At 43.4% G+C, this 15615-nt stretch carries 12 protein-coding genes and 1 tRNA gene; 2 read left to right on the forward strand and 11 right to left on the reverse strand.

Annotation, left to right across the window (positions count from 1 at the left end; translation table 11 throughout):
- Positions 1-7: 7 nt before the first annotated feature.
- Positions 8-1258, reverse strand: a complete 1251-nt coding sequence (locus FIV01_RS10110; RefSeq protein ID WP_152430891.1) for a sarcosine oxidase subunit beta family protein — start codon at positions 1256-1258, stop codon at positions 8-10.
- Between the two features lie 92 nt (positions 1259-1350).
- Positions 1351-2604 (reverse strand): serine hydroxymethyltransferase, encoded by a 1254-nt coding sequence (gene glyA / locus FIV01_RS10115; protein WP_152430892.1) that lies wholly within the window; start codon positions 2602-2604, stop codon positions 1351-1353.
- Between the two features lie 205 nt (positions 2605-2809).
- On the opposite strand from glyA, the gene FIV01_RS10120 reads away from it, so the two are divergent.
- Entirely contained in the window at positions 2810-3871 is a 1062-nt protein-coding gene (locus FIV01_RS10120; RefSeq protein WP_152430893.1) for a GlxA family transcriptional regulator, read from the forward strand.
- Positions 3872-3935: 64 nt separating this feature from the next.
- On the opposite strand, the gene FIV01_RS10125 is transcribed toward FIV01_RS10120, so the two are convergent.
- Positions 3936-4012 (reverse strand) — tRNA-Arg (locus FIV01_RS10125).
- A 201-nt stretch (positions 4013-4213) separates the two neighbouring features.
- Here FIV01_RS10125 and folD point away from each other — a divergent pair.
- On the forward strand, positions 4214-5077 hold the full coding sequence (gene folD / locus FIV01_RS10130; RefSeq protein ID WP_114787193.1) for a bifunctional methylenetetrahydrofolate dehydrogenase/methenyltetrahydrofolate cyclohydrolase FolD: 864 nt from the start codon (positions 4214-4216) through the stop codon (positions 5075-5077).
- 102 nt (positions 5078-5179) lie between these two features.
- Here the strand turns inward: folD and FIV01_RS10135 are convergent, their stop codons facing one another.
- The 8 genes from FIV01_RS10135 to dnaX form a co-directional block, all read right to left on the reverse strand.
- The gene (locus FIV01_RS10135) at positions 5180-5560 is read right to left on the reverse strand and encodes a lysozyme inhibitor LprI family protein (RefSeq protein ID WP_152430894.1); all 381 of its coding nucleotides are present in this window, start codon (positions 5558-5560) and stop codon (positions 5180-5182) included.
- Positions 5557-6501 (reverse strand): pesticin C-terminus-like muramidase, encoded by a 945-nt coding sequence (locus FIV01_RS10140; protein ID WP_172971832.1) that lies wholly within the window; start codon positions 6499-6501, stop codon positions 5557-5559. Before FIV01_RS10140 ends, FIV01_RS10135 begins: the two co-directional genes overlap by 4 nt.
- Positions 6464-6637, reverse strand: a complete 174-nt coding sequence (locus FIV01_RS20610; RefSeq protein WP_172971790.1) for a hypothetical protein — start codon at positions 6635-6637, stop codon at positions 6464-6466. Before FIV01_RS20610 ends, FIV01_RS10140 begins: the two co-directional genes overlap by 38 nt.
- Before the next feature lie 329 nt (positions 6638-6966).
- On the reverse strand, positions 6967-9321 hold the full coding sequence (locus tag FIV01_RS10145) for an ATP-binding protein (RefSeq protein ID WP_246210396.1): 2355 nt from the start codon (positions 9319-9321) through the stop codon (positions 6967-6969).
- A 46-nt stretch (positions 9322-9367) separates the two neighbouring features.
- Positions 9368-11680 (reverse strand): methyl-accepting chemotaxis protein, encoded by a 2313-nt coding sequence (locus tag FIV01_RS10150; protein ID WP_152430896.1) that lies wholly within the window; start codon positions 11678-11680, stop codon positions 9368-9370.
- Between the two features lie 846 nt (positions 11681-12526).
- A complete protein-coding gene (gene recR / locus FIV01_RS10155) occupies positions 12527-13126 on the reverse strand; it encodes a recombination mediator RecR (protein WP_152430897.1) in 600 nt (199 codons plus the stop codon).
- 14 nt (positions 13127-13140) lie between these two features.
- Positions 13141-13470: a YbaB/EbfC family nucleoid-associated protein gene (locus FIV01_RS10160; RefSeq protein ID WP_152430898.1), complete on the reverse strand. Its 330-nt coding sequence runs from the start codon at positions 13468-13470 to the stop codon at positions 13141-13143.
- 77 nt (positions 13471-13547) lie between these two features.
- Positions 13548-15608 carry a DNA polymerase III subunit gamma/tau gene (gene dnaX / locus FIV01_RS10165; RefSeq protein WP_152430899.1) on the reverse strand — a complete coding sequence of 687 codons (2061 nt, stop codon included), beginning with the start codon at positions 15606-15608 and terminating at the stop codon, positions 13548-13550.
- Between the last annotated feature and the right edge of the window lie 7 nt (positions 15609-15615).

Here is a 15615-nt window from a genome sequence, read left to right on the forward strand (position 1 = left end):
CCTAGAACTAGTGTGCAACGCCGGCTGCGCCGTGCTCATCAATTAAATGCCCAGTCACAAATCGATTGAGGTTAAAGGCATCAGCGAGAGGGTGTGGGTGATCGTTAGCAATGGTGTGCGCAAATACATGACCAGATCCTGGTGTTGCTTTAAAGCCTCCTGTTCCCCAGCCACAGTTAAAATACAAACCTTTAATTTGGGTTTTACTGATGATTGGGCAAGCATCAGGCGTGGTATCAACAATGCCTCCCCAATGGCGATTAAGCCTGACTCGACTAACGATGGGAAACATCTCAATAATGGCTGCTATGGTATGTTCAATGACTGGAAAAGAGCCTCTTTGTCCATAGCCAAGGTAGCCATCAATACCGGCTCCAATCACCAAATCACCTTTATCAGATTGGCTCATGTATCCGTGGACATGGTTGGACATCACCACGGTATCTAGACAGGGTTTTAAAGGCTCAGAAACCATAGCTTGTAGCGGATGAGATTCTAATGGCAGACTCATATTGACCATCTTGGCTAGCTCACCAGAGTTACCTGAGGCAACACAAGCCACTTTACTTGCACCAATAAAGCCCTTCTTGGTCTCGACGCCAACCACTGAGTCCTTTTCTACTCGAATGCCAGTCACTTCATTTTGCTGAATAAGATCAACACCCAGCTTATCGGCTGCTCGCGCATAACCCCAAGCCACTGCGTCATGACGGGCAGTCCCACCGCGCGGTTGCCAGCTTGCTCCCAACACCGGATACCTCGCAGTTGGCGAGCAATTTAGTATTGGCACTAAGTCTTGCACTTCTTTGGTGCTCAATACCTCGCTATCTATACCATTGAGCCGATTCGCATTCACTCGCCTTTCTATATCCCTCATGTCTTGTAATGTGTGGCCGAGGTTTAACACACCTCTTTGGCTAAACATGAGGTTATAATTGAGCTCTTGAGACAAACCTTCCCACAATTTCATTGAGTGCTCGTAGAGATGAGCAGCCTCATCCCACAAGTAATTGGAGCGCACTATGGTGGTGTTTCTCGCAGTATTGCCACCACCTAGATAGCCTTTTTCAACCACAGCAATATTGGTAATACCATGCTCTTTCGCCAGATAATAGGCAGTGGCTAGGCCGTGTCCGCCACCACCTATAATGACTACGTCATATTGCTTCTTGGGTGTGGGATTTCGCCAAATTCGCTGCCAGTTTTCGTGATAGGTTAAGGCATGCTTAAATAGACCAAACCCTGAGTAATCCTTCATTGTTTACCTTCCAAAAAACGTTAAAGTCCAAGCGTCTTGTCATAGGCGCATCGATTTTTAATTGAGTATTGTTAAGCGCCTATTGGCTGAGATCATCGATAAACGGGAAACTCTGCGCACAATGCAGCTACCTTGGCTTGCACAGACTTGATTTTCTCTTCATTGTCTAAGTCATCTAAAATGTCGCAAATCCAATCGGTAAGCTTGGCTGACTCGGTTTCTTTAAAGCCCCTAGTGGTGATAGCGGGTGTACCAATTCGAAGTCCACTGGTGACAAAAGGTGATCTCGGATCATTAGGCACAGAGTTTTTATTGACCGTGATGCAAGCTTTACCCAAGGCCAGATCCGCATCTTTTCCCGTGATTCCCTGCTTTATAAGGCTGACTAAAAACAGATGATTATCCGTTCCGCCAGAGACGACCTCATAGCCACGTTCAATGAACCCTTTTGCCATCACTTGGGCATTTTTCACAACCTGAGCTTGATACTCAGTAAATTCTGCTAATGAGGCCTCTTTAAATGCTACAGCTTTAGCCGCAATAACATGCATGAGTGGTCCACCTTGACCAGCAGGGAAAACCGCTGAGTCTAGTTTTTTCTCTAGCTCTTGATTGGATTTGGCGAGGATAAGGCCACCTCGTGGTCCCCTAAGTGTTTTATGGGTTGTGGTCGTGACAACGTCCGCATAAGGAAGTGGGTTTGGATAATGACCAGAGGCAACCAGTCCCGCGACATGTGCCATATCTACAAACAAATAGGCATTAATCGAGTCAGCGATATCTCTAAACTTTTGCCAATCAACCACACGAGAATAGGCAGAAAAGCCAGCAATGATCATTTTTGGTTGATGTTGCTTGGCCAGTTCCTCGACTTGATCGTAATCGATTTCACCAGTGGCCTCATTTAAACCGTACTGAACAGAATGATAGATTTTTCCTGAAAAGCTGACTTTAGCGCCATGAGTTAGATGACCACCATGGGCAAGGCTCATTCCCAAAACCGTATCGCCAGGGTTGAGCAAAGCCATGAAAACGGCAGCATTCGCTTGTGAACCAGAATGAGGCTGCACATTCGCATAATCGGCGCCAAACAAGCTCTTTGCGCGTGAAATAGCAAGCCGCTCGATAGTGTCTACATGTTCACACCCCCCATAGTATCGCTTAGCTGGATAGCCTTCTGCATACTTATTGGTCAACTGTGTTCCCTGCGCTTGCATCACTCTCTTGCTGGTGTAGTTTTCAGAGGCAATTAATTCGATATGCTCTTGCTGACGGGTATCTTCACTGTTAATAGCACTAAGCAATTCATCATCAAATCCTTCAATGGTGTCATTTTGGTAGAACACACGTCTCTCCTTTAGCACATTAATGTAACAATAGTGTTAACAAAATATCCTGCATCCCTGTTCCATGACCGACTGTGTGCGTCAACAACTGTTGCTTTTGCGACAAATCACCGAATCATTGCGTTGGATATTGAAAATAATGTGATGTGGGTAATAAATTTATATTGAGAATACTTGTAACAAGTCGCTTACCTGAGACACTGCCATGGCACTCAAACCTCAAGGCATGGTGATGAAAATAATAAGAAAATTCTCAGCTCCAATGAGAGATACCAACCAATGTTTTATCGCGAAAGAAAAAACCATATGTAAACAAACCTCAGTGCTATTTGTTGTGCTTGAGCATTTTTCCCTAATGTCATTTACTTGTGCGGTCGATTGTTTAGTGACGTCAAATTTGGTGGAAGGCTCGGCGCGATTCACCTTTGCTACGGTTGGATTAGGCAATGGCGAGGTGCTCAGCGATCTTGGTATTGGCCTTACGCCTGATCACTCATTAGACGAAGTAAAGGCATTACAAGATATCGATGCTGTGATCGTTTGCGGAGGTTATCGAACTAGCCTGAATGAACACCCTCAGTTGTCAAAGCTGATTGCATTAAGTAGTAAGTGCAGCACCATTCTAGGGGGGATTTGGAATGGGGCTATTTTTCTTGCCCATGCAGGCGTTCTTGATGGAAACCACTATGCCCTTCATCCAGACAATCATGCCTATGCAAAAGAAAGGTTTCCTCGTAGCGTTTTATCATCAAGCTCCTACGTTGAACACGAAAACATCTTCACTTCTTCTGGAGCAAGTAGCACTCTCGATATGATGTTAGCGCTAGTGCAAAAAATAACCAGCCAGCCCAATTCTAATGCGGTGCGAGAAATCCTTTCTTGTGACCGTTCCATTCCCCAAAATTCAACGCCACAGCTTCACACTTGCCTACCAGGCTCTACACCAGCGATTGTCAAAGAAGCCAATCTATTAATGGTCAGTAATCTTGACGAGCCGCTCCATGTCGAAGACATAGCCCGTTACCTCAAGATATCGCGCAGAAAATTAGAAAGACTGTTTCAGACGCATATTCAAACCTCGCCCTCTAAGTACTATTTAGAACTGAGATTAACCTATGCAAGGCAATTATTGCTCCAATCGGAAGACTCCATCTCAACCATAGCCGCATCGACAGGCTTTTCTTCAACCACCCATTTTAGTCGATGTTTTAAAGAGTTTTTTTCCCTATCGCCTAGCGTGATGAGAGAGAAAATGCATGTCAGTTAGGATTATTTGAGACCCAAAAAGCAAAAACCCCAACATCAGGTGATGCTGGGGTTTTCTAAATAAATGGCACGCCCTGCAGGATTCGAACCTGCGACCACATGCTTAGAAGGCACGTGCTCTATCCAACTGAGCTAAGGGCGCGCTACAGGGAAAGGATTATACGAGTTCAGCGTCTTAACACAAGACCTTTTCGTAACATTATGAACTGAATGACTAAAAAAAGCCCACCAGGTTGAGTTTTGATTAAAAACACCCCAAAGCAAACGTTTGCCTATGGATGTTCGTTGGATAATTTGCGACAATGCGCCCAGCAAAATAGCCATTCTGTTTTAAAGGAACGTCATGACCGCTCAAAATATTGATGGAACTCTTATTTCTCAAACTGTCCGTTCAGAAGTCGCTGCGCGCGTAAAAGCACGCCTTAATGCAGGCTTAAGAGCACCTGGACTCGCGGTAATACTGGTTGGTGAAGACCCTGCATCACAAGTATATGTTGGGAGTAAGCGCCGCGCTTGTGAGGAGGTGGGCTTTGTATCCAAGTCATATGATCTCCCCACAACGGCAACCGAGCAAGAGCTGCTGGCTCTGGTTGATGAACTTAACAATGATGATCAAATAGACGGTATCCTTGTCCAACTGCCCTTACCGGCTGGTATTGATGCTACTCATGTTCTTGAGCGTATTCACCCTGAAAAAGATGTCGATGGATTTCACCCCTATAATGTCGGCCGCCTAGCTCAGAGAATTCCTAAGTTACGCTCATGTACACCAAAAGGGATCATCACATTACTTGATCGCTACAACATTAATTTACGTGGCCTACACGCGGTTGTTGTCGGTGCTTCCAATATTGTCGGCCGCCCAATGACACTTGAGTTATTGCTTGCTGGCTGCACCACAACCACATGCCACAGATTCACTAAAGATCTTGAAAGCCATGTTCGACAAGCAGACATTGTGGTCGTGGCAGTAGGCAAGCCTAACTTTATTCCGGGTCAATGGATTAAAGAAGGTGCCGTGGTCATTGATGTGGGCATCAATCGCTTAGATTCGGGCAAGTTAATTGGTGATGTGGATTATGACAACGCCAAAGAGCGAGCAAGCTTTATTACCCCAGTCCCTGGCGGCGTCGGCCCTATGACAGTTGCGAGCCTGATAGAGAACACCATGCTTGCTTGCGAGCAGTTCCACACCAAGAAAAAGTAACGAGTGAAGCTCATCGTTTAAAGGTGATGAAGCTTGTTACGATAAGTTAATAATCCCCATCAGCTATGTTGATGGGGATTTTTTATGTTTGGCCTCAACTGGCTAAAAAAATTGCTCTACCACATCAGACAAGGAAATGATAAATTCTTCTCTACTCTTGTACTCACTTGCCATACATTCGCTTATAGCAATATCATGTGCCATTGAGCCCTCTTCCGCAAAGTAGGAATAAACATCGCAATTTTGAGTAGCTGCTTTAGCCCATGATTCTTGAGACAGTTTAATCTTTTTTTGATATTCATCAGCACCAGATAAATATTTATCCAAATTCAAATACGCCTTTTGCATTTTAGCTCTAGATGTAGCCTCAACTTCTTTTTTACAGCTTAAAAGCTCGCTCGATGAACTTAAATTAGTGCAAGCAGATACCGATACGCTTGAAAAAAGAAAAATAAGAGTAGAAATTATAATTTTTGTATTCACTCACCCTGTCCTCTCAAGTAATTTGCTCTTTGTCTTCCTGGTTCATAAGAGTTCAACACTGAGCTTCCTTCAATATAATCAATAAGGACTTGTCTATCATTTAACATACCTTTTGTCATTGGTTTAGGGCCTTTTGTAAACCCTTGATATACGAAGTCCACCAGAATATCTCTGATCTTACTATCAAGTTCTAACCAATTCACCCTACTTTCTTTATTCTCTGTCCATTTCTGGTAGTTATTCTTAGCCCTATCTTCATACTCTGGATAGATAGATACAAAAAGGTTATGTTGGTCTTTTCTTGTAATTGCATCTATTTTATTTATATTTTTATTTACAAACTGACTGGCGTTCTCTCCTTTTAATCCCGCACTTTCTGATATCAGTTTTGCTATATCAGGAAAAACTCCAGCATTCGTTAAATCTGCTAGAACTGCTTCCTGACTCCTATTACCACAATCATACCCCCTACCTATTGTCACACCTGAATTGCTATTTCCTGGCCAATGAATTTTTCTTGAGAAGTAATTTGAACTTTCTGCATCATTACCTTCTGCGTTAAAAGTCACCTGTCCCTTGGGCACTGTTAGCCACTTTTCGTCCATCTCATCATCAACAAACTTCCAACCTTCTTTAACCGCCTCATCTAAAGCAAGAATGGTATTTTTGTCTACAACCCCATCAACATCACCAAATTGGTAACTGTTATGCGTGGTATGTGTGGGTTTATAGTGGGTTTGAAACTGTTTAACGGCGCCTTCTGTCGCGCGGCCAAAATCGCCATCTACACCGAATGACCCCAAGTCAAAGCCACAGTCAATCAAAGCCTGTTGGACTTTTTTGATCTCTTCAGTATTTGCGGAGCCTTTTTTAAGAGCGTTAAATTTACCGGCCGCTAGTTCATTAAGCGGCTTGTTGGCGCTCTCTGAAAACCCGTTCACGATTTTCAGCCCATCGCTTCTCATCGCTTGCGGTATAGGTTAACTCAGCTCTGCGCTCTTGCCGTTGACGCTCTGCTCTTTCTCTTGTGGTTTCTTGTCTTTCTTGTGGAATAAAAGGGGAAGATTGATATCGCATAAGAATCTAATCACATAAATAAAAACATGATACCAAGAGTTTGAGTTCCTTATCGTACCCTGCTCGCTACTCTGACATATTCACCAAGAAAATGGTTATTTTAACTATTAAAACGCTCGAAATAACAGTTGGGGTTTATTTTAATTGGCAATGGGAAGGTTATGTGCTGGGTTAGTTTTGGACAATTATCAGTTAGCCAGAAAAAGTTACTTCGAAAGCCGTCTTACATACTCGCATGGTTTTTATTAGAATAATATGCATAGATATGTGAGTAGTATGTCTAAGCGAAAACATCCTCCTATGAGATATAAGCTCACATTTGAAATAAATTAACCTATTTGAGGAGGCTCTGATGCACTCTCTTCACTCACGTCGTGAGGTGATTTATCAACGTGCTTATTTATAGTAATGGTGAATTGGGTCCCTTTTCCTATTTCACTCTTAACATTTATATTTCCTGATAGCTTACGGGTACAAATATTGTAAACCATATGCATACCAAGACCTGTTCCACCGCGTGCTCTAAGAGTGGTGTAAAAAGGTTGGAATACTTTTTTAAGACTATCTGGACTTATACCCACCCCATTGTCTTCAATGATTATCTCAACATGACTATTTACTGATTGAGCTTTAATGGTGATGGAATTGCTTTTCTCTTGATGTCTATTTTGAAAGCCATGTAGGGCACAATTGTTAAGTAATTCTTCGATGACATATTGAAGAGACATCTTAGGCACGAACAACTCAAGGGTATCATCGCAATGGATCTCAACCGCAATATCCTGTTGCGCAAGGACATCTTTCAATAACATCACTGACTCTTCAAGCAATATCCTGATATTAATATTTGCAGGCTGCTCTAGAGACATCTTTTTATCCACTTGCTTAAGCTTGTTGACCAAAGTGACAGAACGTTCAATATTGTCTGAAATCATTTTGATGCAGTCATTAGAAATGTTGAGAAATTGGGTAAGATCTGTGGTTGTAATGGTTTGATCGGTAAATTTTTTCTCAAGCCCTGAGAATTGCTCACGCAGTAAAGAGAGGCTGGTGACTGAAATACCCAGAGGAGTATTAAGCTCGTGGGCAACGCCAACCACCATACCTGTTAGTGCAGACATTTTCTCAGCTTCCATTAACTGGTCTTGAGTCTGTTTGAAGTTTTCAATCAGAGTTTTAATAGAGTTTTCGTTAGATTGAAGCTGCTCGTTTTGAGTGATGATTTCGTCTTCTACTTCTGCAAGTAACGACCGTAAACTAACAAGCATAGACTGCAATGATCTTGCCAAAATGTCCTTATCACTTCTCGGGAAGACAACAACATCATCGAGGTTTCCTTTTGCTATATGGTGTAATGCCTCAATGTTTTTTTCCAAATCCCCCATTAAGTAATTAAATGCGAGAGCAACATCGCCGGCTTCGGTACCACATTCGATCGGCGCCCTTTTGGTGTAGTCCCCACTAGTGCTTATCTCTTCAATAGATTTCACCGTTTCAAGCCAGCTCATTTTAACGCCATGTTCTGCCACATTTAAGCCCATTTTTTCTTCGTCGAGTGACACTCTGTGCAAGTCTAAGAACTTTAGAAAAAGAAATAACACATAAGAATTTACAGCTACCCAAGCGGCTATAGCAATAATTCCTAGTAACTGAATCCCTATATCCATTGGCCAGCCACTGCTGTGGCTGTTCACAGCATAGCCAGTAAATAACACCCCTAATATACCGCAGAATAGATGGACGGGAACGGCGCCTACAGGATCGTCAATCTTAAAATAAATGAGTAATTTTTCGCCATAGAAAATGGTTAACGCAGCAATTGCTCCAAGTACAACGACTTGGTCAGTATTGAGAACATCTGCTCCAGCTGTCACGATAACTAGGCCACCGAGGATACAGTTAAGTATCAGAAAAACCGGGATATGAGGCTTATGCTGAAGAAATAGTAGTGCAAAAAATCCAGAAGTCACTCCTCCCAGTAGAGTATTGAGTAACACTTTTGGGACATCGTTGTTGAATTCGTAAAAGCTTCCACCATTAAACCCTAGCCAGCCAAACACCATCATAAAGACGCCTATAGTGACAAGCGTATGATTATAGGATGGAATTTCTACATCTTCATTTGTTTCCGAAAATCTGTCATACCGAGGGCCAATCATTATGGTGCCAATGAGTCCAAAGAGTCCTCCTACGATATGTACGGCCGCCCCACCAGCAAAATCGTGGAAACCTAACAAAGCAAGCCAAGAGTTAGGGTTCCATGTCCAATAACTTACCACAGGGTATGTCAGAATACCGATGAATGCCGAAGCATATAGATATCCACGAAAACTCATTCTTTCAGCAACACAACCAGACACAATGGTCGCAGCGGTAGTGACGAACATAATACTAAACATCACCATGCCATAGTATTCGGTTGTTAACGGAAAGGTTTCAAGCGAAAAAAACGAGCTGCCGTTGGCAAGATGGAACCCCAAAAATAGATACACAAAAGATACAACAACAAAGTCAGCCAAGTTTTTCATGGCGACATTAACGGAATTTTTTGCTCGTACGCTGCCTGTTTCAACCAGTGTGAATCCCACTTGCATAAAAAAAGCAACGCAGGTGCAGACAATTAACCAGATTAGAGAAGGCTCATCGCCATTCATAGCAAGAATTGCCCCTATTTTGCTGTCCATAAAACGTCACCGCGAAAGCTAGTTTTTCTAGTTGTATAACTTCAGCCTAGTAGTTAAATTTTGAAATTTCGACATTTAGTTGCTCTGACTGAGAGGACAAATTCTTAAGAACGTTGTCCACATCGATCACTTGTTGAGAGACTTCAGACGACGAATCCGCAATAGAAGTAATACTGCTGCTTATATCATTGGTTACTGCTTGTTGTTCTTCTGTTGCCGCTGCTATCTGGATATTCATTTCATTTAAATCATTCAGCATATTAACGATTTGCTCAAGCATTTTGGTATTGGCATCACATGTTTCAACACCTGTTGAGACTGATTTATCGGCCGATCCTATGCATGATGAAACGCTATCAGTTTCTCTTTGTAGTGACTCGATTTTCTCTCTAATTTCTTCTGTGGATGTTTGCGTTCTTCCTGCTAACGAGCGTACTTCATCTGCAACGACAGCAAACCCTCTGCCTTGCTCACCTGCACGGGCCGCTTCGATGGCAGCGTTGAGTGCAAGTAGGTTGGTTTGCTCTGCTATTCCTTGAATAACATCCAGCACTTCGGCAATCGACTTGCTTTCAGTGTGGAGTCGACCGATTGCTTCTACGGCTGTTTGCATTTCCGTATTAAGACGTGCAATCTCTGCCCCCAAATTTCTTCCTACATTTGAAGCTTTGTTACCTGTTTCATTACCGTCTTTGACAAATTCAGCTGCTCTTGCTGCAAAACTCGCTACCTCGCTAATCGAGGCACTCATTTGGTTAACGGCAGTCGCTACAGATTCAGCTCTTTGACTTTGCTCCTCAACTGATATCCTTGTCGTATTCATACTATCCGACATGTTTTTTGTATTCACATTGAGGTTATCTGCGGTTTCGGCAAACGTAACGATTATGCTTTGTAGTTGTGAAAACAGCTCGTTTAGGGCCTTCGCAAGATCGCCCATTTCATCTTTGCCTTCGGCGTTTAGTCTTGCGGTTAGATCATTGTTTTTACTGATCAGTTGAATTTTCTCACTCGCGGCTTTAATGGGTTTTGCAATACCGTTACCGACAAAAAAGGAGATGATAACTGCACATATCGCACCGATGGCGATTATAATTGTGACCGCTATGACATTAGATCGTATCAGCGTAGTTAAATCCTCTAACGCTTCACTTTTATCGATTTCTGTTACGATTGCCCATTTTAACCCTGCGGCATCAATGGGTGAGTAGGTCGATAACACTTCAACCCCACGATAGTCTTCGATAAGATCTGAACCACTGTCACCTTTCAAAGCCGCTTTGACACTGTCTGTGGCCACAGCTTGCTGGCCGATAGCGGATGATTTGCCTTTTATTTGTTCGATAGTTTCGGTTGAAATATTTACATTTTTCAGAGTTTCAAAGTACTCCTCGGGAGATTCCAGCAAAAATCTAGACTCGCTTCGTAGTAGCATGTCAGGTCCAGCAAGATAACTCTCCCCAGAGGCTCCGAGTCCCGCATTGCTCCAATTTCCGTCAAAAGTCATGATGCTATTTATTTTATCGATGGGCATTTGGAATATGATCACACCTTCATTTTTTCCATCGATAACAATAGGACTTGCCATGAATGAAGCTGGTGCTTCATAAGAAGGGAAATAAGGCGCAAAATCTTCAAGATAATATTGTGACTCACTTTGATTATTAGCTTGCTTAAAGGCTTTTGCTAGTCCAGTACCTGAATAAGGACCAGATACTAAGTTAGTTGCGTAATCGAGTTCTTTGAATACGGAGTAAACCACATTACCATTTACATCAACCAAGAAAATATCGTAATAACCAAATTCTTGTAAAAATCTTCTGAGGCTAGGGTGGTGTATCTTATGTACTCTGTCATATTCGGTGTCTAGTGAGTCTGCGTCTAATAAGTGCTTTTCTCCAAGAGGATTTTGATTAGCACCGATATATCTTGCTTGTAGCCCGGTTGCTTTTGAAGAAAGTGCTTTAAGTTTCTCTAATTCGTTTGCTGGGTTTCCACCATTTGATGACTTGTAGGTGGGTGCAAAACTGGATGTGTAATACCGTTTTAATTTCTCTATATCTTGAGCGGTAACTTGCTCTGTAGGGTATAGTGAAAAGGCTGAAGAAAACTCAAGCATGGCCTGTTGTGTACCATATGAACTGGCCATTGAAGTTAACTGACCTTTTATGGTCATAAAGTAGTTTTCGACTTCGTTTTTTTTAATTTCTCTTACGGAGGTAAGTTGGTTTAAGGAGCGCTTGTATAGTGCTTCCTCTGCCAGTGATGCAGATTCCCAACCAATAAATACTCCAGCTGAGGTGATGGCTAAACTACACATAAGTGCAGAAGCTATGACTATTTTTGTGGCAATTTTCATTTTGGTCGATCCTTGCTCCGCTATTTTCCTTCTACCGAGTGCAGCTAGAATGCATCGGATTGCATTAATAACAATAGTGTCATTAGTGGTATTTTTGCAAATACGTTTTGCCTATAGCGTGTCGTCCAATTTCACATGTCCCATGTATGATCTGCTTTAATCCAACAGGACACTTTGATAGAGGAATATATTCCTACTATTGAGACGGCTATAACAGAACGAAAAATAAAAGTTATACCGATGAATTTCGGCGAGAAGCGGTGACGTTGATCACTGAACAAGGGTAGCTGCATCTTGGGGTGTTATAGAAAAACTTCTTTACCACACGCCAGCGAAATTTGATGCTGAGAAGTCCGATGCAGGGCTCTCTCCTGACGAACGAGCAGAGTTAATGTAGCTACATAGGGAAAGAGTTAAGAACTGGAAAGGAGATGTGATGTATTGTGTGCCCGGAATTCAGTGCTACTGAACCACTAGCCTGTCTGAAATCATAAACAATTTGAAGACTTAATTAAACGGTATAATGTGAAGCCAGTGATACCCAGAAAAAGTAATAGTAAACAAATTAATGATGATACTGACTGGTGTCTATCTCTATATCGTCATTTAGTTGAAATTGCTCTCCTCAAGGTTAAGAAGTGTCACAACTCGGTACGAAAAGTTAAAGCGGAACTATGAAAAATTGTTTATAAAAGTTGTGCTGAACAATGGCACTCTATTTTCGTAAATAAAAAAGACCCAAGGTGTCACCTTAGGCCCTTTTTATCACAGTTCTGATTCATTGCAGGATAATGGTCAGCATTTGTCCAAGCAACATTCACTCAGCCGAGTGGTATTGTCTAGCAATTATAGTTTTTGCCGGCCAAGTAATGAGTGGGAAAGTGTGGTGCCATCAACAAGCTCAAGCTCACCTCCGACAGGCACACCGTGTGCAATCCGGCTGGCCTGCACCTTATGCTCGCGGCAAAGCTCTGCAATATAGTTAGCAGTCGCTTCACCCTCAACGGTCGGGTTTGTGGCCAAAATAACCTCTGTCAGATCCCCGCGACGGAGACGGTAATCGAGCACGTCAAGACCAATATCACTTGGGCCAATGCCATCTAAAGGCGATAGGTGCCCCATAAGCACAAAGTATCGACCTGAATATTGGCCAGTTGATTCCACCGCAGCAATGTCAGCAGGGCTTTCAACCACGCAGATTTGACCATTTTCCTGACGTTTGGGGTTGGTGCAGATGTGACACGTTTCTTGTTCAGTAAAAGTGCGGCACTCATTGCAATGACCTATTTCTGTCATCGCTTGGCTGAGTGAATCAGCCAACTGTAAGCCGCCTTTTCTATCGCGCTGTAACAAATGAAAGGCCATACGCTGTGCTGACTTGGGGCCAACCCCAGGCAGACAACGTAAGGCCTCCATCAATTGCTCCAGCATATGACTGGTGCGCATTCGCTAGCCCTTTGTTAGAAAGGCATTTTCATGCCAGGTGGAAGTTGCATCCCCCCAGTCACTGATTCCATTTTTTCTTTTTGTGTTTCTTCAACGCGGCGTGACGCATCATTAAATGCAGCAGCAATCAAGTCTTCAAGCATTTCTTTGTCATCTTCCATCAAGCTTTCGTCGATCTCTACTTTACGAACGCTGTGGCTTCCGGTGATGGTCACTTTTACTAAGCCAGCACCAGACTCGCCTGTTATTTCCATATTCGCAATTTCTTCTTGAAGCTTTTGCATACGCTCTTGCATTTGCTGGGCTTGCTTCATTAAGTTACCCATTCCGCCTTTACCAAACATGTTTTTCTCTCTGGTTGTCTAGCTAGTTTCGTTAATAGATTGAGGTTAAAGTCTGTTTTTTCAACCCCAAATTTAATTCATATAGGCCTGACACTATCACTGTCTAGCTCAGCAGCAAATCGCTGCTCAATAAACTGAACATTGCTGTCATTTTCAAGGCTGGTAAACGCCTGCTGTAGCTTTGTCTGATAGAGTTTCTCTCTCAACTCTAAGGGAGTTTCACCAGACTCACCAACCTCAACACTTAGCTCGAATTGCTCTCCTAACACTGAGTTAAGCGCAGTGATAAGTTCATGACGAGCTCTATCACTATTAAGATGAGCTTGCTCGCTGCGAAGCGTGAGCACAATAAAACCCTCTCGCTGCTCATAATGTGAATTAAGCGCAAGCTGCTGGGTCATTTTTGCCACATCCAGCTGTTTAATCAAACGAGCCCAATGACTTTCCTGCAAACACTCTTGAGTGAGCTTTTTCGCCATATCCGGCGTTTTTTCATGCTTTAGCGCTTTCTTTATTTGAGAAGGCGTGAGTGCATGATTTTGCGCTACTGGTTTTTCTTGCGGCAGCGTTGGACGCCATTGATAAGGCTCTGATTTATCATCTTCAGGTTCAGGTGTTGCTACATCCACTGAGTTGGACACTGGCGACACCTGCATAGTTCCCATATTGCGCTGTGCAACGCGATCAAGAACCGATGATGGTTTAGCAGATGTCGCATTAGTCTTTTTTGGCGTGCTAGCCTGACTCTTCCCAGTGCGTTGAGAACGAAGCTGGTGTCTTAGACCTCTTACAGGAGATACCGGTGATTGAGGCTGCTCCTGCATGTGAGCATTGGCTTGTTGCTCCGGAGTCTCTGGCATCTGAGCCTGAGCAGGCTCCGTGTCCATTTGTGGTGGTTGTTCAGGTACAGTTGGCTGTTTAGGCACAGGTGGTGGTTGCGCAGGCTGAGTTTCTGGCATCGCTGCACTCTGAATAGGAGCTGGTGGCACACTCATTGAGGGTGCAGGCTCTGGCTGAATAACCTGATTGGTGATCACATTCGCTTGAGGCTGAGCCACGGGGCGAAATGCCATCATTCGTAGCACGACCATCTCAACACCGATTTGCTCAGATGGAGCAAGTGCTAAGTCTTGCCGCCCTTTCAGCGCAATTTGATAATAAAGCTGGATATCTTGCGGCGAAAGCACTCGACTTAACAACACCACTTTTTCGGCATCGGGTAAGGATTTATCAAGCGTTTCAGGAAGCGCTTGATACATAGCAAGGCGGTGCAGCTGAGCAGAAAGCTGGGAGAGTAAACCATCCCAGTCAACGCCGTTTTGAGCTAGACCTGCAAGACAATCCATCGCCGTTTGCGGCTGCTGTGAACCAATGGCTTCAAGTAAATGTAATGCCCGGTCCGTATCTAAGGTTCCCAGCATATGAGCAACGCTGTCCGTCACCACTTGGCCATTACCCAAAGCAATCGCCTGATCGGTCAAACTTAAAGCATCACGCATACTGCCATCGGCAGCATGAGCAATCATACCCAAAGCTCGGGGCTGAGAGGACACCTTCTCTTGCTGTAAAATATAATCGAGTTGCTGATGGATATTATCAACACTGATAGGCTTTAAGTGGAACTGCAAGCAACGCGATAATATGGTGACAGGTAACTTTTGTGGATCAGTGGTGGCAAGAAGAAACTTTACATATTCTGGCGGCTCTTCCAAGGTTTTAAGCAAAGCATTAAAACTATGTCTTGAGAGCATATGCACTTCATCGATAAGATAAACTTTAAAGCGACCTCGGGCTGGCTTGTACTGCACATTATCCAGCAGCTCTCTGGTATCTTCGACCTTGGTTCTTGACGCTGCGTCAATTTCTAATAAATCAACAAAGCGCCCTTGATCGATTTCTTGGCAGGTATCGCACTGACCACAAGGCGTGGCTGTTATACCTGTCTCGCAGTTTAATCCTTTGGCAAATAGACGACCTATGGTGGTCTTTCCGACTCCGCGAGTTCCGCTGAATAGATAAGCATGATGGAGCCGATTATTCGCCAGTGCATTTTCCAACGCGGTCAGAACATGGCTTTGGCCGACCACTTGATTAAATTGTGCAGGCCGCCATTTTCTAGCCAGTGCTAAATAACTCATGACTGTA

Origin of the sequence: Vibrio aquimaris, assembly GCF_009363415.1 — a bacterium.
In the GTDB taxonomy this organism is placed as follows: Bacteria; Pseudomonadota; Gammaproteobacteria; order Enterobacterales; family Vibrionaceae; genus Vibrio; species Vibrio aquimaris.